This window comes from Maribacter litopenaei (assembly GCF_025244665.1).
In the GTDB taxonomy this organism is placed as follows: Bacteria; Bacteroidota; Bacteroidia; order Flavobacteriales; family Flavobacteriaceae; genus Maribacter; species Maribacter litopenaei.
The window spans coordinates 3,765,559-3,787,994 of record NZ_CP104205.1 but is presented as its reverse complement, the minus strand read 5'-3'; the positions used below and the strand labels follow the sequence as shown (position 1 = coordinate 3,787,994).

19 protein-coding genes and 4 pseudogenes are annotated in these 22,436 nt (G+C 39.8%); 13 read left to right on the top strand and 10 right to left on the bottom strand.

Annotated features, from left to right (window positions below):
- Positions 1 to 14: 14 nt before the first annotated feature.
- The 6 genes and pseudogenes from porW to NYZ99_RS20370 form a co-directional block, all read right to left on the bottom strand.
- Positions 15 to 2,570, bottom strand: a pseudogene (porW, locus tag NYZ99_RS20395) (type IX secretion system periplasmic lipoprotein PorW/SprE).
- Between the two features lie 303 nt (positions 2,571 to 2,873).
- Complete coding sequence (locus NYZ99_RS20390) at positions 2,874 to 3,569, bottom strand: ABC transporter ATP-binding protein (RefSeq protein ID WP_260572881.1); 696 nt, start codon at positions 3,567 to 3,569, stop codon at positions 2,874 to 2,876.
- A 15-nt stretch (positions 3,570 to 3,584) separates the two neighbouring features.
- Positions 3,585 to 4,982 (bottom strand): DUF5687 family protein, encoded by a 1,398-nt coding sequence (locus tag NYZ99_RS20385; RefSeq protein ID WP_260572880.1) that lies wholly within the window; start codon positions 4,980 to 4,982, stop codon positions 3,585 to 3,587.
- A gap of 2 nt (positions 4,983 to 4,984) precedes the next feature.
- Positions 4,985 to 5,806 carry a hypothetical protein gene (locus NYZ99_RS20380; RefSeq protein WP_260572879.1) on the bottom strand — a complete coding sequence of 274 codons (822 nt, stop codon included), beginning with the start codon at positions 5,804 to 5,806 and terminating at the stop codon, positions 4,985 to 4,987.
- Positions 5,807 to 6,439 carry a hypothetical protein gene (locus tag NYZ99_RS20375; RefSeq protein WP_260572878.1) on the bottom strand — a complete coding sequence of 211 codons (633 nt, stop codon included), beginning with the start codon at positions 6,437 to 6,439 and terminating at the stop codon, positions 5,807 to 5,809.
- Between the two features lie 12 nt (positions 6,440 to 6,451).
- Positions 6,452 to 6,790, bottom strand: coding sequence for a PadR family transcriptional regulator (locus tag NYZ99_RS20370; protein ID WP_260572877.1), 339 nt, complete (start codon positions 6,788 to 6,790; stop codon positions 6,452 to 6,454).
- Between the two features lie 144 nt (positions 6,791 to 6,934).
- On the opposite strand from NYZ99_RS20370, the gene NYZ99_RS22555 reads away from it, so the two are divergent.
- The 5 genes from NYZ99_RS22555 to NYZ99_RS20350 all read left to right on the top strand — a co-directional run bounded on the left by NYZ99_RS22555 (position 6,935) and on the right by NYZ99_RS20350 (position 9,946).
- Positions 6,935 to 7,210 carry an FAD-binding oxidoreductase gene (locus NYZ99_RS22555; protein ID WP_338039175.1) on the top strand — a complete coding sequence of 92 codons (276 nt, stop codon included), beginning with the start codon at positions 6,935 to 6,937 and terminating at the stop codon, positions 7,208 to 7,210.
- 13 nt (positions 7,211 to 7,223) lie between these two features.
- The gene (locus tag NYZ99_RS20365) at positions 7,224 to 7,985 is read left to right on the top strand and encodes a 2Fe-2S iron-sulfur cluster-binding protein (protein WP_338039174.1); all 762 of its coding nucleotides are present in this window, start codon (positions 7,224 to 7,226) and stop codon (positions 7,983 to 7,985) included.
- Positions 7,986 to 8,104: 119 nt separating this feature from the next.
- Positions 8,105 to 8,869 (top strand): SLC13 family permease, encoded by a 765-nt coding sequence (locus tag NYZ99_RS20360; protein WP_260572876.1) that lies wholly within the window; start codon positions 8,105 to 8,107, stop codon positions 8,867 to 8,869.
- 85 nt (positions 8,870 to 8,954) lie between these two features.
- Positions 8,955 to 9,143 (top strand): hypothetical protein, encoded by a 189-nt coding sequence (locus tag NYZ99_RS20355; RefSeq protein WP_260572875.1) that lies wholly within the window; start codon positions 8,955 to 8,957, stop codon positions 9,141 to 9,143.
- A gap of 5 nt (positions 9,144 to 9,148) precedes the next feature.
- Complete coding sequence (locus tag NYZ99_RS20350; RefSeq protein ID WP_260572874.1) at positions 9,149 to 9,946, top strand: SLC13 family permease; 798 nt, start codon at positions 9,149 to 9,151, stop codon at positions 9,944 to 9,946.
- A 5-nt stretch (positions 9,947 to 9,951) separates the two neighbouring features.
- On the opposite strand, the gene NYZ99_RS20345 is transcribed toward NYZ99_RS20350, so the two are convergent.
- Genes NYZ99_RS20345 through NYZ99_RS20330 form a run of 4 tightly spaced genes read right to left on the bottom strand, consistent with a single transcriptional unit; the run spans position 9,952 to position 12,317 of the window.
- Positions 9,952 to 10,788 carry a patatin-like phospholipase family protein gene (locus NYZ99_RS20345; RefSeq protein ID WP_338039173.1) on the bottom strand — a complete coding sequence of 279 codons (837 nt, stop codon included), beginning with the start codon at positions 10,786 to 10,788 and terminating at the stop codon, positions 9,952 to 9,954.
- An 11-nt stretch (positions 10,789 to 10,799) separates the two neighbouring features.
- A complete protein-coding gene (locus NYZ99_RS20340; protein ID WP_260572873.1) occupies positions 10,800 to 11,609 on the bottom strand; it encodes a PDZ domain-containing protein in 810 nt (269 codons plus the stop codon).
- Positions 11,546 to 12,043 (bottom strand): S1C family serine protease, encoded by a 498-nt coding sequence (locus NYZ99_RS20335; protein WP_260572872.1) that lies wholly within the window; start codon positions 12,041 to 12,043, stop codon positions 11,546 to 11,548. The genes NYZ99_RS20340 and NYZ99_RS20335 overlap by 64 nt, the downstream gene beginning before the upstream one ends.
- Positions 12,003 to 12,317 carry a hypothetical protein gene (locus NYZ99_RS20330; protein ID WP_260572871.1) on the bottom strand — a complete coding sequence of 105 codons (315 nt, stop codon included), beginning with the start codon at positions 12,315 to 12,317 and terminating at the stop codon, positions 12,003 to 12,005. Before NYZ99_RS20330 ends, NYZ99_RS20335 begins: the two co-directional genes overlap by 41 nt.
- A 377-nt stretch (positions 12,318 to 12,694) precedes the next feature.
- Here NYZ99_RS20330 and NYZ99_RS20325 point away from each other — a divergent pair, with 377 nt between their 5' ends.
- The 8 genes and pseudogenes from NYZ99_RS20325 to NYZ99_RS20290 all read left to right on the top strand — a co-directional run bounded on the left by NYZ99_RS20325 (position 12,695) and on the right by NYZ99_RS20290 (position 22,431).
- Positions 12,695 to 13,375, top strand: coding sequence for a TIGR04282 family arsenosugar biosynthesis glycosyltransferase (locus NYZ99_RS20325; RefSeq protein ID WP_260572870.1), 681 nt, complete (start codon positions 12,695 to 12,697; stop codon positions 13,373 to 13,375).
- 62 nt (positions 13,376 to 13,437) lie between these two features.
- A pseudogene (locus NYZ99_RS20320) lies at positions 13,438 to 16,640 on the top strand (SusC/RagA family TonB-linked outer membrane protein).
- A 2-nt stretch (positions 16,641 to 16,642) separates the two neighbouring features.
- Positions 16,643 to 18,085, top strand: a complete 1,443-nt coding sequence (locus tag NYZ99_RS20315; protein ID WP_260572869.1) for a SusD/RagB family nutrient-binding outer membrane lipoprotein — start codon at positions 16,643 to 16,645, stop codon at positions 18,083 to 18,085.
- A 6-nt stretch (positions 18,086 to 18,091) separates the two neighbouring features.
- Positions 18,092 to 19,432 (top strand): SLC5/6 family protein, encoded by a 1,341-nt coding sequence (locus tag NYZ99_RS20310; protein WP_260572868.1) that lies wholly within the window; start codon positions 18,092 to 18,094, stop codon positions 19,430 to 19,432.
- Positions 19,417 to 19,989, top strand: a pseudogene (locus tag NYZ99_RS20305) (metallophosphoesterase family protein); the annotation flags it as partial. The gene NYZ99_RS20310 and the pseudogene NYZ99_RS20305, both read left to right, overlap by 16 nt.
- 297 nt (positions 19,990 to 20,286) lie before the next feature.
- Positions 20,287 to 20,622, top strand: coding sequence for an arsenosugar biosynthesis-associated peroxidase-like protein (locus NYZ99_RS20300; RefSeq protein ID WP_260575294.1), 336 nt, complete (start codon positions 20,287 to 20,289; stop codon positions 20,620 to 20,622).
- A gap of 53 nt (positions 20,623 to 20,675) precedes the next feature.
- Positions 20,676 to 21,732 (top strand): annotated as a pseudogene (gene arsS, locus NYZ99_RS20295) (arsenosugar biosynthesis radical SAM (seleno)protein ArsS).
- A gap of 327 nt (positions 21,733 to 22,059) precedes the next feature.
- Entirely contained in the window at positions 22,060 to 22,431 is a 372-nt protein-coding gene (locus tag NYZ99_RS20290; RefSeq protein WP_260572867.1) for a TetR/AcrR family transcriptional regulator, read from the top strand.
- The last annotated feature ends 5 nt before the right edge of the window (positions 22,432 to 22,436 follow it).

Here is a 22,436-nt window from a genome sequence, read left to right as displayed (position 1 = left end):
TCTGAAAACATTTTTCAAGGTTTTGGGGTTAAAAGTGTATTTCTATATGCCTCTAAGTTTTTATGTGCTTGGATTATTTTATAGTTGTCCGATAAAATTACGAAATTCTCATCAGCAACCCGGTAATCCTTATTGTTTTTTAAAAGTTCCGCATAGCCCAGTGCAAAATCTTTGGATTTAAAGCCATGCACTACCACAAATTGGTCTTCTAGGTTATATATGTCCTTAGATACTATATTCTTATACTTTAAATCGACAATTGATTTTTCAAGTAACTCCATCAATTTGAGAGACCTTTCATTTTGGCTTCTTTTAAATGGGAAAACGACCTTCCAGTTGGATGTTCCTGTGGAGCCTGTTTCGGGCGAAAACTCCCTTGGCTCTAATTTAGGAAGTTGCTCGGCCACCATCATCTCCGCCTTTTTCCCTTCGGGAGTATTCGGATAGGTAAGCGCCACATAGTTTAGGGCCTCCTTAAATTCCTCAAACCCTTGCAACCTTCCAATGGCGTTCGCCTTCAGCATTTCAAACTTAGGAACAATGGGGTCTCCGGTAAACTTGTTGATATTTTCCTCAGAACCGGTAATGACCTGTAAAAATTCCTGATTCTGAAATTTTTTAAAAAGGTTTTGGTACCTATTTTCAGGGCTGTCCGAATCATCTGCCAACACTGCCTGTGGGTTCAACAAAATTTCCGCATATCTTGATCCACCATGGTTGGCGATAATATCCGCTTTCATAGATGCCATTAAAGGGCTGTTTTCCTCCTCGTATATTTTGTAGAGATTGTACTTGGAGGGAAGAATCAGGCGTTCTTCAGGGTTTGATGCCAATACCTTTTCCAGCTTCTCTGCAGCCAACAAATTTTCCCCAAACTTTTCCTTATAAATAAGACCCAATTGATAATTGGCAAAATTACGTTCCGTTTTAAGGCTATCTATTGTGGCTTCTTCCTTTGGGATTCTATCCATATAAAAATCCAAGGAGAATTTTTCATCTTCAGAAACGGCTGCATCCGGATTACCGCTAACCGCGATTACCTCTCCCGTAGCCTCAGAAATATTGGAAACAGCCTTATTGGATCAACGCCAATCATCAGCCAATTCCCTATTGCCCCATCGATTTTTAAAATCGTTTTGTCCATATCCAAGACTGGTAATATTATAAAAGTAGAACTTGCCTTGGTTCTCCTTACCTCCTTTACTCTTGGCGAAAGTGGCAAATCCGTCCGTCAACTTATCGCGTTCCTTTTTCCGGGCCGCTTCCCGGGCCGCTTGCAAATCGGCTATATGTTTTTCAAAATAAGTTATTTGGTCATCTATGGGCATTTCATATATGGAAATGACACTATCCGTATACTGAACGACATCCTCATATTTGATGACATCTTCAAGATTGTCTAGTTTCTTCTTCGTAGTCCTATACTTTTTAGTGTTTTCATTTAAATTGGTCAACACACTATCATAATAAGCCCCTGCATTTTTGTAAAGATTTTCATCAAAATTGTATTCCGCCAAATTTTCATAATTAAGGGCATTTAGCTTTGGTTCGTTCGGGTAGCGCGAAGGGATTTATTGAAATAAACCAGTGCGAGACTATCCGAACCTTGTTCCAAGTGGAATTCTGCAACCTGTCTATAAATCTTGTCCAAAAAGGGTCTGTTTTCCCTATTCTCTTCCAAATCTGTAAGGTACTCCAGCATTTCCTCTTGATTTTCTGAAGTTATGGCCGTATTCCTTATTTTTTGGATTTCAGCATTGATCATATAGACCCTTGGGGATTTTCTATTAAGGTCGATTACCTTATCAAAGGCATAATTGGCACTGTCTTTATATCCTAGCTGATTATATAACTGCCCGATAATGTAGTAATATCTGCCTTTCTCTCGGATTCTTTTTAGTGTAATAGGAGGCTACTTTTAATTGCTGGATGGCCGTATCTGGCACATTTAAATTAATGTAGGCCTGTGCCAACATGGCCCGGGCATCCGCATATTCCTGATCCTTTAGGGTCTCGTATTTCATTAACCGCTTGAGGTTCTTGATGGCCAACTCCTCATTTTCCAAACGGATATTCACCTTTTCCCTCCAAATACTGGCTTCGTTCAATTTGTCACTTTCCGTGTATTTGTTAAGGATATAATTGAAGGCCTCCAGTGCCGGGATATAACGTTCATCAAAATACCGAGCTTTGCCCAAAAGAAGAAAAGCCTCGTCCGTTTGGGGATTTCGCTCCTCGTCCTTAATGTCCATACTATGTTTCTGTATGGCCTTGGTCGCCTTTTCTTCGGCAATGATAAAGTTGGGGTTGTTATCCTCTGAGTCCAACTTTATTTCACCGGACACTTCCAAACGCTCTATGGGCAGTATTTCCCAATAGTCATCCTTATAGGTGTCGTTTAGCGTGGCCCTCCCCTCTTCAAAGGCGATATTGCCATTGTACAGGGTATTGTACTTGGTATTTAAGGCGTGCCAATTACGATTGATGAAGGCATCCTTTTTGGTGGAACAGGCATTGAAAAGAACGGTTCCTAAAATAAGTGATAAAAAAAGTTTATATCTGTAGTTCAAAATAGACGGTCTACGTATGTATGCATAACTGAAAAACATCCATATTATTATGCAGTTTATCGACAAAAGGCAACTTTACTAATTTGAATTTTGAATGCGCTCAATACCAAAGACCAAAATTTTACAGACCATATGGTTTGCTTTAAAAAATTTTGGATCCTTCATAATAAAGTATTGTACCATTTATCGATGCATTTTGGTATAAAATCGGAATCGTCTTGAAGGCTCCCGGGTGAATAAAAATAAAAAACCGACTGAAGCGTCGGTTTTATCTTTTAGGAAGAAAAAAAGTTCTTTTTAGGACTATCCTGCAAAAAACGCCTCCAATTCTTTTAAGGTTTCGGTGGAAGTTTTGATATCCTTAACTATTTCACCTTTGTTCAACACCACAATACGTTCACACACTTCTGTGACATGGATCAAATCATGACTAGATACCAAAACGGTAACATTTTCTTTAGCGGCCAGGTCCTTGATGATTCCTTTCAACCGAATTTGGGTGGTGGGATCTAAATTGGCAAAAGGTTCGTCGAGGATAACGACTTTGGGATTTCCAATAAAGGAAGCTACAATACCTGCCTTTTTTTGGTTTCCCTTTGATAAATCACGCAAATATTTCTTTTGGCCCAAAATCTCACCATGAAAAAAATCTTCAAATTGAGATAAAAGTGCGTCTACATCTGCTTTGTTCTGCCCACGTAAATCCCCGATAAAATAGAAATACTCTTCCGGCGTCAAATACCCTATCAAAAAAGTTTCGTCGATAAAAGAAGAGGTGATAGGTTTCCATTCCTCACTAATGTTCACTTGAATACCGTTATTTTCAATATGCCCTGTACTCGGTTGTATTAAATCCAGCAACAAACTGAAAAAGGTAGTTTTTCCAGCTCCATTGTTTCCTACCAAACCAAAGCTCCGGCCAGTTGGAATCTCCAAGGTTTCTATATTCAATACGGTTTGTTTACCGTACTTCTTGCTTAAGTTTTCTACTGTTATCATGTTAGGTTAGATGTTTTAGCTATTTTTTTCCTTAAATCCGGCAATCATGCCATATTTCTTATTCCGGTATTGCTCCGTTACCTTGCTCATTAACGTATTCTTCAAGACCAGTCCTATAAGTCCCAAGACGCAAAGGATCATTACAGCCACCGTTACTGAAAAGAGATAGTAAAACAGTGTAAAAATGAGAATGGGAACTATAAGTACCGGAAGCATAATCAAAAATTGATTGGCACTCGTGCCCTGCATGTTCCCAAACGGACTCTGATCCAGATCGATTCTTTTTTTATTAAAAGAACCAAAAAATAAAATGACCGGTATATTTACCCCCAAATTGTACAGCGCGCATCCAAAATTAATGGCCAAGGCCTCCCAACCAAAATACACATAGGGTATGGTAAGCAAAAACATGAAAATTACGCTGACCGAAATCAACAAGGCCTTGGATTCCAAGTATTTTCTCAAAGGAATGTTACGGGACATCATCATGCTGTAATAGCTACTGTCCCATGCGGGGATGAACTGACCAAAATTACTAAGGAAGATACCCGTCATAAATACGCCCAAGAAGGCTTTCATCGGCATCATATCATCATAGATGTCCTGCATGTAGAATATGAGACCATAAAACACAAATAGTAATGATATCCAAACCTGGGATTTTGTTCGTTTGTTCCGCCAAATCATTTTAAGATCCAATTGCAAAAAGGTACCCAAGTCGCCAAATCGTTTCGTCCAAGCCAAATCGCTGGTATTGGCTTGCGCCTTTTTGGCCTTGAGCTTGGCATCCAAATAAATCTTGTCGTTTAAATAGTTAAAGTTGATATAGTACATGACGACCATTAGTGCCAACGGTACCGGAACGGTTATTGGATAGGCATACAAGGCGTGGAAAATAGGGCCAAACATCTCTTTGACCGAAAATATGCCGAAATAATCAAGGGCATAGGAAATCACTAAAACAGTGGCCAAAATGGTCAATGCCACATTGCTCTTATTGATAAGTAGGTTTAGGTAATTAATGGTCAGGACAATCGCCATCATGGAAATCAGCCACATAAAGACATTGAGTGCCACATAGCCCTGAAAGAGTAGAACGATACAGAGTGGAATAAAAAAGAAAAGAGCTAATACGTTATAAACGGAAGCTGCAGATCGGCCTAAGATATAATGGGCTATGGAGCTTTTCTTTACCGGTGTAATCAAAAAAGGCTTGATATCCATTACCGGTAACTTCTGCATGAAATATCGTAAAAACAGCTCGATTAAAACCCAATATATAAGGTACTGACTCAAAGTCCACATGGGACTTTGATCAGGAACCGCCTTTCTTAATATGAAATAGATGCCGGCACCCATGCCTGCCAATACTACAAGCATGTACACCCCAAAGAAACCCATGATGATTTTCACAGCTAGGCTCTTGCCAAAGTTCGCCGATCTAAAAAAGGATTTCCATTGCAGGGAAGCAAATCGTTTAAACATAAAGGTTGGATGTTGTTGTTTGGTTTATAAGTAAGCCAAAAATGGAAATTGTTACAAAAGCTAAGAAATTTTATATTCGGATAAGTTTCTGCCAATAATTCATCGGCTTTTGAAGGGATTACAAACCCACATAGCTTCAATAAAATTCCCATACTTACGATTAATATGGATAGTCCAATTTCAAAGTATACATCTCCCATATTGCCATTAACCCATTCAGTGTTCCATACGTGCATGGGCAATAAAAATAACTGAACAAGTAAACCCTGTTCATAAATCTTCTCTTGGAGCATCCATTTTCGCCATAAACCTTCCATATGCCTCTTCAATTGAAACGTTCTGTAAAGCATCAACAATGTGAAACAAAGAAAAACACCTTCTACAAGGCCAATTTTGAGGTCTCCGTTGGGAAGTAATTTTAAAAATGTAAAAACAACTGAAATAATAGCCAAGGTTCCAATTATCTTGGGCAATGACCACCACTCTTTGAAATAACTCCAAATAATCGCCCAATACCTTTTAGACATTGCCTTTCTGCGCTGTTTAATAACATCCTCAAAGCCAAAAACCCCAAACTTTCTAAACTCCCTATTCTTTGCTAGTTCAAAGGATAAATTGGGATTCTGTTCCCATTGTCTTTCAATGCCATTGGCCAAATGGTCCACCAGTTCTAATTGCAAGTCATAGTACTCCACATAATGGGCCCTGGTAAATCTGAACAATTCCTGTATTTGGTCTTGGGAGAGTTTCATTTAATTGCTGATTAACTTATTATAGGTCTTTACAATTTGCCGTTTCAGAATCATTACTTCTTGTAGCCCTGCAATATTAAATACCATGGCAAAAAACCAGTATGCATAGAAAACTGTTGGGCTTTCTTTTACTATTGGTGCCATTATTCCCATTAGGTACATAAATATCGAGGGCAAAGCCATAATAGATAGAATATATTTAGCTGATTGAATGTTCTTATAGATTCCTACAGGCTTATAATAAACATAAAAGTGGATACACTGAGGGACAATTAAACTAATAAAAAATGATATGGCAATTAATGATTTTGGCAACAGGGTAGTGTTAAATCCAAGGAAAATTCCAATACAAATAGGAATGAAGAGTTGGTTGGGCTTGTAGAAATATCCAAGAATTCTTTTAATCAATGCTTTTTGATGCCCCCAATGTTTGGCTTTTTGCCATTGATTTTCATAGTTTTTTACAAATGGGCGCTTTGTTCGCAAGAAATCTCCCAAATTAATTTGTTTCTCAGTGCTTTCGAATTCTGAGGCCAAATGGTCCAAAATCTCAAGTCTAACATCTAAGTACTTTATCCCTAAAAACTTTAGGTAATTGTCAATATATAATACTTCTTCCTTGGAAATAGCCATCTTATAATTTTTCTATTGAATACTCCAATCTGGATTCACCAATTGTTGCATGCTTCTAATAAAATCTTCCAATTCCGCTAGTCTATTCACCGTTTCCTTTTCACCCTGCTCCGTTAGTTTATAGTATTTTCGCAATCTATTATCCACTTTGGCCACTTCCACATCCAACAGGCCTTCGGCTTCCAATTTATGTAAGGCTGGATATAAGGCCCCCTCGGTGATATTCAATTCCCCTTTGGTGAGCTCTTTCACCTTCTGTGTAATTTCATAGCCATACATCTTTCCTTCCTCCTCCAACATCTTTAGAATGATGGTGTTTAAGCTGCCCTTGAATAATTTTGAATTTCCCATGATGCGCAAATAATTCAATTTTCGAACACCTAATATACATAATTTTCTTATGCATAAGTGTTTTATGTATTCTTTTTTCACTTTCCAATTTTATATCGCTCCTTCTTTCCTTAATTTTGCTCTCTAGACAAATAACCAAAGCACATGGCAGATTTTTATGCGTTAAACGTAAAGAACATTAAAAAATTAACCCCCAATTCCGTAGCGGTTACCTTTGAGATTCCTAAGGAATTGGTACAGACCTTTTTGTTCACTGCCGGTCAATATATTACCATAAAAAAAGAAATCAAGGGCAAAGAATTACGTAGGGCCTACTCAATTAGTTCCTCCCCAAAGAAGGACTCACATCACCATTGGCATCAAAAAAGTAGACAATGGAGGATTTTCGCATTTTGCCAATACCAAACTTCAAGTTGGTGATAGCCTAGAGATAATGCCCCCTGAAGGTAGGTTTTCTTATAAACCTTCAGGTAATCCACAAAACGTGGCCGCTTTTGCCGCAGGTAGTGGCATCACCCCCATTATGAGTATTGCCAAAACCGTACTGGACGGAAACCCAAAGAATAACTTTGTCTTGGTCTATGGTAACAAATCCTATGAAGAGACCATGTTCTATACGGATTTGGTAAAATTAGAACTAGATTATACCAATCGTTTTTTTGTTTATTTTATCAATAGTCAGACTCGCGAGGATAAGGCTCTTTTTGGTCGTATAGATACCTCTACCGTCAACTATGCCCTAAAAAATAAGCATGCTAAAATGGAGTTTGATGGATATTATCTCTGTGATTCCCAACAGATGATAGAGAATGTCAAGGATACGTTGTTGGACAATGATATTCCCAAAGACAAAATCCATTTTGAGCTGTTTACCGCTACGGAAATCAAAGAAGAAATGCCAAGTCTACCGGACGGACAAACCGCGCTCACGGTCACTTTGGACGATGAGGAGTTTCAGCTCACTATGGACAAAAAAACGACCGTTTTGGATGCCGTTCTTAAGGAAAACATTGATGCTCCTTATTCCTGTCAAGGCGGGGTATGTAGCAGTTGTATTGCTAAAATAAAAGAAGGGAAAGCGGAAATGGCCATGAACCAAATCCTTACGGACAGTGAAATTGAAGAAGGTTTTGTACTTACGTGCCAGGCCCATCCTATTACTCCTACCCTGAAAATAGATTATGACGATGTTTAAGGCATCAGTCTTTAATTAAGATTCCTCCCTACTATAGTGTAAATGCATTCCCAATAATATGGTTTGGGCTAATTTGCCCCATGCCTTGCCTTACCTTTGGTCAATTTCTACCTTTAGACATGACTTGGGAGATTATTACGGTATTATTGATTATTGGCGCCTTGATCGTGCTTTTCGCCTTCGAGATATTCCCTATGGACAAGATCTCCTTTTTTATCATTGGAGCCCTTTTGTTATCAGGTTTGGTAAGTCCGGAAGAAGCGGTTAGCGGTTTCTCGAACAAAGCGGTCATTACCATTCTTTGCCTTATGATCTTGGCCATTGGCCTTGAGGAGAACGGGGTCATTTCATGGTTCGCCAAAGGATTGAAGATTTTAAAGAATTGGCCTGCAGTTCTTGTCTTGATTGTTATCATGATACTCTCCGGAAGTGTCTCCGCCTTTATTAGTTCAACGGCCGTAGTGATTGTCTTTATAAAAATTGTGGCGGAATTAAAGGACAAGTATGGTCTTTTGCCCGGTAAATTGCTTTTACCCATTTCCTTTGCCAGTATTCTTGGTGGGAGCTGTACCCTGATGGGAACCTCCACAAACCTAATAGTCAATAATATTTTTATGCGCTATACGGGGAATACACTGGGATTCTTCGAATTTTCCATGATTGGATTGATATTTTTAGGTACATCTATTGTTATCATTGTTCTTTTCTATGCCTTTTTACCTAAAGGGCCAAAAGACCAACTTTCCGAAAAATATAATCTCAATAAATACCTACTTACCCTAAAGGTCAATGCCGGATCTCCGCTTATTGGTATTTCCTTAAAAGATTCTTTTATGTTCAAGGAACCGGAAATTACCGTGCTTCGTCTTACTAGGAACCATTAGGAAGAAAACCTGTTAAATCCAAAATTGGAGATACTGGAAGGTGATGTGATATTATTGCATTGCAGTCTCGGAGAACTTACAAAAAATGAGGAGTGAGGGTTACTTTGACCTAGAAATTGATGAAAACCTTACAACTTCTTCTTCCAAGGGCACCTCTATTGAAAAAGTAGATAGGACAAAAGAAAATACCGAAGAAAAAGAGGATACTACCGTTTTATTGGAGTTGCTGTTATTGCCGGGGTCCGATTTTTGGGCAAAACAGTCGATTCCTTAAAAAAAATGATTTTTCCAAGGGCCGTTCCCATTGCCGTGAACAAAAGGAAGCCTCTTACCAACCTTAAAAATCGGCTTCATCTTAGTAATAATGTCATCACCAAACTTAAGGTAGGTGATCGGCTATTGATACAGACGGATGCCTCTTACATCCATAATTTTGAAAACAGTAATAACCTAGCCGTTTTAAACCAATATGATAGCAGTATACCTTCTACCCCACTTAAGAGGAATCTTTCGCTCCTCATTTTATTAGTTACCATTATACTTGCCGCAACAGGAGTTTTTGAAATTATGACCAGTGTCATCGCTGGAACCATAGCGATGTTGTTGTTCAAATGCATCGAATTGAACAAAATCTACGAGAAAATCAATTGGCAAATAATTTTCCTGTTGGCGGGCATGATTCCATTGGGGATTGCCATGACCAATGCCGGAGCGGACGCTTGGTTGACCCAAGAGTTATTGAATATGATGGAGGGGCAAAAACCAATGGTCATAATCGGCCTACTTTTTCTAACTACAATGCTTTTAAGCGGCGTAGTTTCCAATAACGCTACGGCTATCATTATGGCCCCTATTGCCATTTCACTGGCCAATGGGCTGAGTTTAGATGTGAAGCCATTTATTCTATGTGTTATGTTCGCGGCCAATTTTAGTTTTTTCACTCCCTTAGGATATCAAACCAATGCATTGGTCTACAGCATGGGAATCTATAAGTTCAAACATTTTTTAGTAGTGGGAGGAGTCATTTCTTTAGTGCTACTTATCCTAGGAACCTTGCTCCTAAGCGCTATGTTGTAATTAATTTAAGAAAGAAATGTTTCCAATTGTTTACTGGCACTTTCATATCCGATGGCGTAAGCCTTTTCGATTCCCTTTCGGTCTAAAATACCAATATGTTCCAAGGATTTGGGTTCAATGACCAGGTCACAACTTTTTATCTTTTCCCTATTGATGGCATAAATCATCAATCCCGTGACCCTTCCTGTCAATTGTAGGGAATTTGTGAGGTTCTTACTGTTTAGTTCCGCAACAATGGAAACATTGCTTCCAATGACAACATCTACGCTGCCTTTTACAGGCTCCAATGGAAAGTTATTCATGATACCCCCATCTGCGTATAAACTTCCATTATAGGATACCGGACTAAACACTGGGGGTAAGGCGGCGGACGCAAGCAACGGCTTTATAAGTTCCCCCTGGTGTATAAAAAGTTCTTCTCCCTTTTCCAAATTGGTGGCCACAACGTATAGCTCCTTTTGTAAGCCCTCAAAACTATTATGTGGAAAATAGGCCTTGAAAACATCTTCATACCTATCGGTATCCAACAGGCCCGGCTTACCTATAGAAATAAAATTGTATTTAAAGAGTGGTGTTTCCTTAAAAAACCGAAGCATATCCATGATTGGGGTTCCATTGGCATATAAGGCCCCTACAAGGGCACCAACGCTACTACCCGCCACCAGTTCCGCATCCAAACCAAATTCCTGCATGGCTTTAATGACCCCAATATGGGCCATTCCACGAACACCTCCTCCGGAAAGTACCAACCCAATTCTTTTTCCTGTTAGCGAAGCCATAGTTATTTGTATTAAAAATGCCGCACAAAGTCCGTCGCTTTGTGCGGCATTAAAATTAACCAAATACTACTATTTTACGAATCCAATCCGAAAGCATAATAATATTTGCTTCCATCTTCATAAACGCCTTCTATCATTACGCCACCCTTTTTGTTTTCAAGGACATCGGCCACGTCTTCCACATCTTTAACACGTTTGCCATCGATATGTGTAATGATGAAGCCTTCCCTAATTTGGGTTTCCTTCTTGATTTTTCCTGGATACAGCTTGTTCACCTGAACGCCGCCGTCCAAGTTCAATTTTTCTGCCAAGTCTTTATCCAAATTTTCGAAGTCCGCCCCAAGTAGGTTAAGTATTTCCTTTTTCTCCTTTTTTACCAGCTTTGTAGTGCCATTGGCATTTTCCAAGACAACCTTAAATTCCCGCTCCTTGCCATCACGGCTCACCAATAAGCTTACCTCATCACCCGGCCTTTTTCCGGCAATGATTTCCTGTAATCTTGGGGATGTTGCTGTTTCCGATCCATTCACTTCAAGAACAATATCTCCGGATTTGATTCCAGCTTTACCGGCAGCACTGTTTTCACCAACTTGCTCTATCCAAACCCCTTTTGTGAAATCTACATCCTTTTCCCTGGCCAAATTACTGTCCATGGTGCGTATGGTTACGCCCAGCATACCTCTTTGGACTTTTCCATACTTCAGTAAGTCCTCAACCACTTTGGTAACAATATTACTTGGTACTGCAAAACCATATCCAGTATACGTACCGGTTCTACTGGCAATGGCAGTATTAATACCTACAAGGTTACCATCCAAATTCACCAAGGCTCCCCCACTGTTACCTGGATTGATGGCTGCATCCGTTTGAATAAAACTTTCCACAGCAAATTTATCCTGATTGATGTTGATACTTCGGCTTTAGCACTAACGATGCCAGCCGTTACCGTGGAATTTAGACCTAATGGGTTTCCAACGGCCAAAACCCATTCACCTACCTCAACATCATCGGAATTTACCAATGACATGGTACTCAAATTATCGGCATCAATTTGTAACAAGGCCAAATCTGTTGTTGGATCCGTACCGATGACGGTTGCTTTATAAGATTCATTATCGTAAAGGGTTACTTCTACCTCATCGGCATTATCAATCACGTGGTTATTGGTGATTATATACCCTTGATCGTTAATGATAACACCCGAACCAGTACCAACCCTTGGCTGTGAACCCATACCTTGGGGGCTTTGACCCTTGAACATATCGCCAAAGAACTCCTTAAAGGGGTCGCGGAAGTTCCCTACCTCCTTGGTTACCATAACTTGGAGACGTTTGCGTAGATTTGATATGCACAACGGCATCCAATACTTTTTTGGAAGTATCGGTGAAATCCAACGGCTTAATATTGCCTTCATCATCCGCAGTATACAGGACGTGCTTACCCTGAACCGTTTCCACAGTTGTTACACCTTTAATTTGCTCTTCTTGATTTAGTTTGTTGATTCCTATAACTCCTAGACTTACAGCTAGGGCTATAACGGCAGAAAAGAAGTACACCTTTAAGCTGCCTTTGTTTGATTTGTTTGTATTCATTTTATTTCTGATTAAAAATTATTTCTTCATTACGCTCCTATTCATTTCAATACTTGTGCCACTTAAAGTACTGTCAATGCTAAAATTTTTTTAAAATTTCATTCCTTTTTAAGTTCTTTTTTAGACTCACTGGTCTGTTATTAAGAAAAAACTAATGAAATATTGAAAGGAATTTGTTTTTCGTCGACTCTTTAATAAAGTTGAAGGGTTTCAGTCAAACTAAATGTGAGTTGAGAATTCATTTTCACCGACTAGTTGGTTGGTTTCTGACATTTTGACTTGATTTAAAGAATCGTATTGAAGTTAAATACCTGTTCAAATAAAACCCTTGCATTTTTTTGTCGTATGTTTAAGCAAGATTGTCAATAGAATCCATAATGCGCAGTACCGCCGTACTTATTTTTGCAAACTCCTCCAAAGAAGAGATACGAAGTAAACATCTTCAAAGGGGCGAAATGCTGTTCGATTCATTGAACAATTCTGTTATCCGGAAGGTCAAACAGTCAAAATTGACCTACTTTCATATATCCGAGAAGCAACAGTGTGGAGCATCATTTGGTGAACGTTTTACGAACGCGCTTCAAAGTATTTTCGACAAAGGATTCGATAAAATTATCGCTATCGGGAATGATACCCCCCACTTACAGACGGCACATATTAAAACCGCTGCTGAAGCATTGATCAAAGGGAACACGGTCGTAGATCCTTCATTGGACGGTGGTTTCTATTTGGTGGGTATTCATAAGTGTGATTTTAATAAAGAAAAGTTTACCAAGTTACCTTGGCAAAAAATTACCCTGCTCAAGTCCCTTTTGGAAAACCTGAAAGAAAACCAAAGTGCTGTAATCCAGTTACCGGTCTTTAGGGACATTGATGACATGCGGGACCTTCTTTCCTTAGTGGGCTACATTAAGACCATTTCTATCTCGTTACAAAAGCTTTTTGCGATTTGCATAGCGGTCAAACAACAATTTTACGTTCTACAGGATAATTTCTACATATCTCAATTATCACAAAACCCATATAATAAAGGGTCACCTGTGTTAGTGAAGAACTAAGAATAAGTCCACAAAAGGTTTGAACACCTTAGCGACAAGTTAAACTAACACCACCAAAAAACATGAAATATGTAATGTGGGTCATGATGCTTTTCATGGCCACCATCAATTTTGCCCAAGAAGTCGTTTCGGGCACCGTATCAGATATGTCGGGAGCACCCATACCCTATGTAAACGTTCTAGTATCAGGCTCCAATAAAGGAACCACGACAAATGAAGAGGGATTCTATGAACTTTCCATAACAACACGTGATATTATCTTGGAATTCTCCGCCATAGGGTATGAAACCCAAATAGTTCCTGTTGAAGGAGCTTCGGTTATTGATATTGCCCTATTGGAATCCTCGGAGCAATTGGACGAAGTTGTCTTAACCGCACTCGGCTTAAAAAGGGAGACCAAGGAACTGGGGTATGTGGTTCAAAGTTTGGATGCCCAGGGCGTTTCGGAAGTGAAGTCCGTTAATTTTTTGGATAATCTTGCAGGGAAACTGGCCGGGGTAACCATTAGCCAAGGACCAACAGGCGTAGGCTCCACCTCTAAAGTAACGATTAGGGGAGAAGCTTCCTTCTCCAATAACAATCCCTTATTTATTGTGGACGGTGTTCCAATTAACAACAATTCGGTTTTCAACTTTACCAATGAAGCAGCAGCCGGTTTCCAGGAGATTGATTTTGGAAATGGAGCCATGGAGGTAAATCCGGATGATATTGCCGAAGTTTCAGTATTAAAAGGACCCAGTGCAGCTGCTCTCTATGGCACAAGAGCCTCCAATGGTGTCATTGTTATTGAAACCAAAAGCGGTAGAAATTCGCAGGGGTTAGGAATTAGCTATAACACCAGTTTCTTTGTGGACACCGCCTTTCAATTACCGGATTTGCAAAACGAATATGGGCAGGGCAATGCAGGCGAATTTGCTTTTGTAGATGGTTTGGGCGGAGGTACAAACGACTTGATTTCCTATAGCTGGGATCTAGACTCGACGTTGGTAATTTAATTCCCCAATTCGATAGTCCAGTTACGCTTCCGGACGGTAGCGTTGTTAGAGGAGGAGATACGGCACTCTATAGCGGATTGCCCATTACCCCAACACCCTTTGTATCCCATCCGGACAATCTCAGGGATTTTTATAGGACAGGAACCACAATTATCAATAACATAGCTGTTGGTTCATCCTTTGAGAAAGGGAATTACCGACTTTCCTTTACCGACTTAAGAAGCGAGTCCATTATACCCGGGGTAAACCTGGATAGACAGACCGTAAATACGCGTTTGGCATTTAGACCCACGGATAAAATAAAAATCAACACGACCATTAATTATGTGAATTCACAGAGTGATAACCGACCTTCTAACGGTTATGGTTCTGAAAATGTGAATTATTCCTTAGTTGGGTGGGGCCCCAGGTCCCTGAACATGGAAAGCCTAAGAAATTATTGGCAACCCGGTTTGGAAGGTGTCCAGCAATACTCTTTTAACTATACCTATTTTGATAATCCATTTTTTATCGTGTTCGAAAATAGAAATTCTTTTAAAAGGGATCGGGTGTTCGGTAATGTTTCGGCAAGTTATGATATCACGGAACATTTGACCGCTTCGATACGTTCCGGAATGGACTATTCAAGCGAGCTTCGCCGTTTACGGCGGGCATTTAGTTCCAATAGGTTTCAAAATGGTGGATATGCAGAACACGATGTGTTGTTTAGGGAGATAAATACCGATTTCCTTCTGAATTATACCAATCGGTTCAATGATTTAAGTGTAGACGCCAGTTTGGGAGGGAATAGATTGGATCAAAAGGCTTACACATCCCAATCCCAAACCACTAGTTTGGCACAACCTGGTATCTTCAGGTTATCGAACGCAGCTTCGCCCATAGAAGTATTTGAATTTGAGTCCAATAAGCGAATTAACAGTTTTTATGGCCTGATAAAATTTGGGTATAACGACTTTATATTCTTGGATATCACAGGAAGAAATGATTGATCCAGTGCTTTGGCCACACCATTTTCGGTTGACAATACCTCTTTCTTTTACCCATCCGTATCTTCAAGTATTATTCTGTCTGAAATAGTGCAACTTCCGGATGTAATATCCTTTGCAAAACTCCGGGCCAGTTGGGCACAAGTGGGTAATGACACCAACCCCTATCAAACTACAGGTGCCTTTGTGGCCCAAACGCCTGTTAATGGCCAACCCACTTTTAGCAATCAAAACACCATAGCAAATCCCTACCTGCAACGAGAACGAACTTCCTCCTTTGAGGTGGGTGCGGATATACGACTTTTTGGAGATCAATTAAGCTTGGATGTTTCCTATTACAATGCGCTAACTAAAGACCAAATACTCTCATTGCCCATTGGCATATCATCCGGGTATACGCAACAGGTTGTTAATTCGGGGAGTGTGCGTTCTAAAGGACTGGAAATAATCACGGGAATCTCACCAATTCTGTCTGAAAATTTTAAATGGAACAGCACTTTGAATTTTAGCACAAACCGAGCTATTGTAGAGGATTTACCTCAAGAAGATGGGCGGTTGACATTAGCATATTCCCGAATTTATGACAGTCAAAATCAAACAGTATTTTTACAGGTGGAAAAAGGTGGGCGCGTAGGTGATTTATACGGGACTGGCTATTTGAAAAATGAAAATGGCGACTTTATTCTTACCAATGAAGGCAGGTATATTCCTGATAATGACCTAAAAAAATTAGGAAACTATAACCCTGATTTTATGTTAGGGTTTAATAATCAATTCCAGTATAAAAACTGGAACGCAGGTTTTCTATTAGATTGGCGTCAGGGAGGGATTATTGTCTCTAGGACAAGGGCCCTTGGAAATGTAGGTGGGCAATTGGCGGAAACAGCCTATCGCCCCGAGGAAGGTATCGTACCAAAGGGTGTCGTAAATACGGGAACAGATGAGAATCCTGCGTATACTCCTAACACGGTAGCGGTTTCAGCCGAGAGTTATTATCGTCAGTTCTATGACCGTAATCACGAGGAAAACAATACGTATGATGCCTCCTTTCTTAAACTAAGGCAATTTACCTTAGGATATACCTTTAAAGAGCTTTCCATTTTTAACCAAAATGCCAGCCTGAATCTATCGCTAATTGGTAGAAACCTATTTGCCATAACGGAAAACCCACATTTTGACCCCGAACAGTTGGCCCTCCAGGGACAAGGATTTATCAGTGGTGTTGAGGATATGTCCTATGCCACCACAAGAAGTATTGGGTTAAAGGCAGGGTTTAATTTTTAAGGATGAAAACAATGAAAAAACTATATAGTCTTTTAACTATCCTAATCTTGGGGTCATGCACCCAAGATTTTGAAGATATCAATACGAATCCAAATACACCCGTGAACGTTCAGCCAAGCTTATTGCTAAGACAGGTCATTTATGATTACGGCGAGCAGATGTCGTATGAAGGATTCACGGCAGGAAATCTTTTGGGACAGTATACCACGGCCTTGGATTTTAACCTTTTTGATCGCCATAACTTAAAATCTCCCCAGCTAGGTGGAAATCCATGGCCTATATTTTATCAAAATCTCAGGGACAATGAGATTATACTTGACCTATCCACGGATAACCCTTCTTTTAAGGTTTATGAGGGATCCGCTAGAATTATGAAAGCCTACATGGCGGCAGCCCTGACAGATTTATTTGGTGATGTCCCTTATTTTGAGGCATTTAAAGGACAGGATGGTACGGTAACTCCCGAATATGACTCCCAAGAATCTATTTACATGGATACTGATGGCATATTCGATAATCTTCAAAAAGGTATTGAAGCCCTTCAATCCTACAACGGAACTATTGCCCTTGAGGGAGATATTTTATTTAATGGTGATTTGGATGGATGGGAGCGGTTCGCCAATTCCCTCAAAATTAAGTACCTCATGCGGATTTCCTCTAAAATGGACGTTTCAAACGAACTACAAACCCTATTTTCCGAAGGAAATTTCATCAGCGAAAATAGTCAAAATGCCATTTTCAATTTTACCGATGGTGAACCTAATAATTTCAGATTGGCCCGACTCCGGATTGGGGATTTCAACAATTTTGTAATGTCCGAGACGATGGACGAAATTTTGACCTCACTAGACGATGCGAGAATCTCAAGACTTTTCAGACCTTATTCCAATAGTGCTGGCGGTGATGAGTACAATGGCCTTCTTAATGGAATTGATGCGTCATCAACAATAGTGTCCCTAGCGGACTACTCTTTGGCTGGAACCATTTTTAGGGAAAATACCGGTCTGCTGGATGCCAATTTTATGACCAGTATGGAAACCCATTTCCTATTGGCCGAAGCGGCGCAGAGGGGTTTCATTTCTGCCGATGCACAAAACTTGTACGAAATCGGGGTAAATCAGGCATTTGAATACTGGCAAGTAGCATTGCCGGATGAATATCTTTCCGGAACCGGTGCCCTAGATAATGGTGACCCTTTGGAAAATATCATCACCCAAAAATGGATTTCTAACATGATTAACGGCTACGAGGGTTGGATAGAATATAGGAGAACCGGACATCCACAACTAAAAACGATATCGGCCAGTCTCAATAATAATCTAATTCCAGTAAGAATGCCCTATCCATCAGAGGAAGAGGCATTGAACAACCAAAATTATACTACGGCAGCAAACAATACGGAGGGTAATTGTATAAACGTAAAAGTATGGTGGGATCAAGAATAACTTAATATGACGGATGTACTTAATTGGCAATGGGGTTTGATAATAGTATCTAGTTTGATACTGTTCATTATATCCCCATACGCTAAAAATACCGGTCAGTTTTTTAATGCTGAGAAAAGAAGTAAGAGCCCCAACACCTTGGTTTTGATGGGTAGCCTGGTTATTTCTTGGATTTTTGCCAAAAGTATTACCAATGCTGCAAACCTAGGTTTGGAATATGGTATTGTGGGAGGTATAGCCTATGCGGCCTATTATATTTCCTTTGCGGTTGCCGGAATTGTCATTTACAGGATGCGTGTGTACGGTAGCTATAAAAGCGTGCACCATTTCTTAACATCCAAATTCGGTAAAATGGCTGTTCTTGTATTTTCCATTTTAATTGCCATCAGACTGTTCAATGAGGTCCGGAGCAATACCATGGTCATAGGGTCCTACTTTGGCGAAATAGGTTCAAGCACCTATTATTGGAGCATCTTGATATTTACCCTGCTTACATTGGCCTACGTCATTAAGGGTGGTATGAGCAGTTCCATTTTTACGGACGTTGTACAAATGGGACTATTCACGATTTTACTAATTGTAATTCTCTATACAGTATACGGCCCTGAGACCGGCTTTACGATTGAAGAAACGTTGAGCTCAGGTATCTGGTCTTTTGAAACAGGCCTAAACCTACTGTTTGCCGCGTTAATACAGTCTTTTAGTTACCCATTTCACGATCCCGTTCTTACCGATAGGGGGTTCATAAGCAGTCCCAAAATTACTTTGAAGAGTTTTTTATGGGCTAGTTTTTTCGGTACTCTATGTATTGCCCTGTTCGGTATTATTGGTGTTTATGCTCAATCCCAAGGAATCGTGGGCCAGGCTGCAGTTGAAGTGGGCAAGACTTTTGGGATTGTAACCCTTTTGATTATCAACTTTATCATGATTACTTCAGCGGCTTCCACATTGGATTCAACCTTTTCCTCCTTCTCAAAACTGATTGCCGTAGACTTAAAACTAGGGAAGACACTCAGTGTGGGAAGATGGTCAATGATTTTTATTGCCGTATTGGGGACAATACCCGTTTTTTTAGATGCAGAAATTTTATCTGCCACTACGATAAGCGGAACCATGGTTATTGGTTTGACACCTATATTTATTTTTTGGAAAGGAAAAGCTCCAAAAATTAGTTTTCACTTAAGTGTTGGTTGTGGATTGCTATTTGGTCTATTGTTGGTTTTTCAAAGTTTTCCACAGCAATTTATTTTTACTAACGGAAAATATGCCGATTTGCTTTGGATCAATGTCCGGGGCATTCTTTGTTGTACACTTTTATATTTTATGCCCACATGGATCAAAAAATAACGGACATAGGAACCAAGAAAGGTAATGTACTGCTCTTTGGTGGTGTCTATAGCAACCTACAGGCTTTGGAAAAATTAATTTCTATAGCCAAAGATTTGGGTATTCCTCCGGAAAACTGTGTTTGCACGGGTGATATTACCGGATATTGCGCTGAACCTGAAGAAACCGTACAGACATTTAGAAATTGGGGAGCCTTGTCCATTGCCGGAAACGTAGAGTTGCAGCTTTCCACAGACAGTGAAGACTGCGGATGCGATTTTAAGGCAGGCGGACGATGTGACGGATTCTCAAAGATGTGGTTTCCCTACACAAAAATGAATCTATCGAAAGACTCCCTTGAATGGATTTCGGCACTGCCCGAGTACATTAGCTTTACGTATGCGGGAAAAAAGGTGACGGTGGTACACGGGAACTTCGGCAATGTTTCAGAATTTATTTTTAAATCCAACGCCAATTATAGTAAGGAACAATGTTTTGATACAACCAATAGTCAGGTAGTAATTGCCGGACACTGCGGTTTGCCGTTTCATCAAACCATAAAAAACAAGCTATGGATCAACCCTGGAGTTATAGGCATGCCTGCAAATGATGGAACTTCCAGGGTTTGGTATGTTCTTTTAGATGAGCTTAATGGAGAAATCGATTTTCAGCACCGAAGCTTTGAATATGACCATAGAACCACCCGGAAACATATGCTACAAAATAATTTGCCAGAAGAATATGCAGATACATTAGTTTCCGGCATTTGGGACAATATGGAAATACTTCCTGAATTGGAAAAAATGGGGCAAGGAATTCCCATAGCATTGGATACAACTATAAATCAGAACTCACAATCACAAACAAATAAAAAAATGGCAGATTCTTATTACGACCCAAAGGACTTACGGAAATTTGGAAAAATTACAGAATGGAGCGAAGAACTTGGAACTAAGTTTTTTGATTACTATGGAAAAGTCTTTGAAGAAGGGGCTCTAAGTGCTAGGGAGAAATCCCTTATAGCCCTTGCAGTTTCCCATGTGGTAAAATGTCCTTATTGCATTGATGCCTATACTAAAGATGGTTTGCAAAGAGGGATAACCAAGGAAGAAATGATGGAAGCGGTACATGTAGGAGCTGCCATTGAAAGTGGGGCAACCTTGGTGCACGGCGTACAAATGATGAATAAGTATAACAAACTTTCTATGTAAGATTTCGTATCTATTATGGAGATATGAATGTTTGATAATGAAAAAGGAAAATTATGGCAACAAAGTCGTTGAAGGCGAAAGGTGATGAATTAGCGGTTTCAAATAAGCAATTGGAAATCTTGAACGGAGGAATCTTTGCAGAGGGAGAACTCCCCTACTTCAAAGATAAAATCGATCAAATTGGTCAATTTCCATTGCGCCCCAAAAAACTGGAAATTCTTCAAATCAACGTAGGGTATATGTGCAATCAAGTGTGCGAGCATTGCCATGTGGATGCGGATCCCGATCGTAAAGAAATCATGACAAGGGAAACCATGCAACAGTGTTTGGAAGTTATTAAAAATACAGGAGCGCATACGTTGGATCTTACAGGCGGCGCACCTGAAATGAACCCAGATTTCCGGTGGTTTGTAGAAGAGGCTGCCAAAGCCGGTATCCAAGATTTTATTGTAAGATCCAACCTTACCATCATTAGGTCCAATAAAAAATACCATGACTTACCGGATTTCTTTAAAGAGCATAATGTGCATGTTATTTCCTCCATGCCCCATTGGACTAGAGGAAAAACGGACAAACAACGAGGGGACGGTGTTTTCGACAAATCTATAAAGGCTTTACAGGAGCTCAATGAAAGAGGCTACGGTATGCCTGGCAGTAATTTACGTTTGGATTTAGTATATAACCCATCCGGAGCTTATTTGCCGGGAGATCAGGCCGCCATGGAAAAAGATTTCAAGAAGGCGCTCAAGGAGGATTTTGGTATTGAGTTTCACAATTTATTCGCCATCACAAATTTACCTATCGCCCGTTTTCTCGGATTATTTGATTGCATCCGAAAATTATGAAGACTATATGTACGCCCTTGTAGAGGCCTACAATCCTGCAGCAGTAACCAATGTTATGTGTAGAAATACCATATCCGTAAGTTGGGATGGATGGTTATATGATTGCGACTTTAATCAGATGTTGGATTTAAAAGTAGCCAGTAAAATCAAGCACATCAAGGATTATAATGAGGATATCCTTAACGATAGAAACATCATTATTTCCCAACATTGTTATGGGTGTACTGCAGGTGCAGGTAGTAGTTGCCAGGGGACAGTGGCTTAGACATTTGAATTTATTATAAAAACCAGGATCAAGTTTTTTAGGTCATTTATTTTTAGCTATTTGGAACTTCTAAATCTTTGCATGGTTTGGATTTGGTTTCGGGGATTCTTTCCCATTATTGCCGATCTAGCATGCCAATAATCCTCAAAACCACACACTTAAACCGACCAAGCAGTCGGTTTTCTATTTCCAAAAAGTAGCTATTCGTCGAATTTTTGAACTTTCACCGAATTTTTTCGTAGCTACATCCAAAGAATCTACACTCACCAAGGGTACGTCAGTTCTTTGTATAGACCAAACGGTCGGATTAACCCAAATCTTGAAATTATGGACAAAACCTTAAAACGCATGGCTACCATGCACCGCATACAAACCGCTGGACTGGAACTATTTTATGCAAATGGTTATTATGCTACCAGTGTTGACGACATTTTAAAAAAACTTTCTCTTTCCAAAGGGGCATTCTATTACCACTTTGAATCCAAAGAAGATTTTTTTGTTCAAATCATACAAAATCTACTTTCTAGAAAGGTATATAGCTCCTTGATAGAGCCCATCGAAGGTTTTAATAATCCTTTACAATCCATTACTTCATGTTTTGATGAGGCTCGGAAACCGCCGTTCACAATGAAATGGACTTCGGTTGCGTGCTCAACAATTTCCTTTCAGAATTTCGTGGTAAAAATGAAACCATCATGAAACAT

Bases quoted from the DNA above. Each gene is read 5' to 3' on its own strand.
- NYZ99_RS20390 (WP_260572881.1), bottom strand. From the start codon at position 3,569: ATGATAACAGTAGAAAACTTAAGCAAGAAGTACGGTAAACAAACCGTA.
- NYZ99_RS20380 (WP_260572879.1), bottom strand. From the start codon at position 5,806: ATGAAACTCTCCCAAGACCAAATACAGGAATTGTTCAGATTTACCAGG.
- NYZ99_RS20375 (WP_260572878.1), bottom strand. From the start codon at position 6,439: ATGGCTATTTCCAAGGAAGAAGTATTATATATTGACAATTACCTAAAG.
- NYZ99_RS20370 (WP_260572877.1), bottom strand. From the start codon at position 6,790: ATGGGAAATTCAAAATTATTCAAGGGCAGCTTAAACACCATCATTCTA.
- NYZ99_RS22555 (WP_338039175.1), top strand. From the start codon at position 6,935: ATGGCAGATTTTTATGCGTTAAACGTAAAGAACATTAAAAAATTAACC.
- NYZ99_RS20365 (WP_338039174.1), top strand. From the start codon at position 7,224: ATGCCCCCTGAAGGTAGGTTTTCTTATAAACCTTCAGGTAATCCACAA.
- NYZ99_RS20360 (WP_260572876.1), top strand. From the start codon at position 8,105: ATGACTTGGGAGATTATTACGGTATTATTGATTATTGGCGCCTTGATC.
- NYZ99_RS20355 (WP_260572875.1), top strand. From the start codon at position 8,955: ATGAGGAGTGAGGGTTACTTTGACCTAGAAATTGATGAAAACCTTACA.
- NYZ99_RS20350 (WP_260572874.1), top strand. From the start codon at position 9,149: ATGATTTTTCCAAGGGCCGTTCCCATTGCCGTGAACAAAAGGAAGCCT.
- NYZ99_RS20335 (WP_260572872.1), bottom strand. From the start codon at position 12,043: ATGGTAACCAAGGAGGTAGGGAACTTCCGCGACCCCTTTAAGGAGTTC.
- NYZ99_RS20330 (WP_260572871.1), bottom strand. From the start codon at position 12,317: ATGAATACAAACAAATCAAACAAAGGCAGCTTAAAGGTGTACTTCTTT.
- NYZ99_RS20325 (WP_260572870.1), top strand. From the start codon at position 12,695: ATGCGCAGTACCGCCGTACTTATTTTTGCAAACTCCTCCAAAGAAGAG.
- NYZ99_RS20315 (WP_260572869.1), top strand. From the start codon at position 16,643: ATGAAAACAATGAAAAAACTATATAGTCTTTTAACTATCCTAATCTTG.
- NYZ99_RS20310 (WP_260572868.1), top strand. From the start codon at position 18,092: ATGACGGATGTACTTAATTGGCAATGGGGTTTGATAATAGTATCTAGT.
- NYZ99_RS20300 (WP_260575294.1), top strand. From the start codon at position 20,287: ATGGCAGATTCTTATTACGACCCAAAGGACTTACGGAAATTTGGAAAA.
- NYZ99_RS20290 (WP_260572867.1), top strand. From the start codon at position 22,060: ATGGACAAAACCTTAAAACGCATGGCTACCATGCACCGCATACAAACC.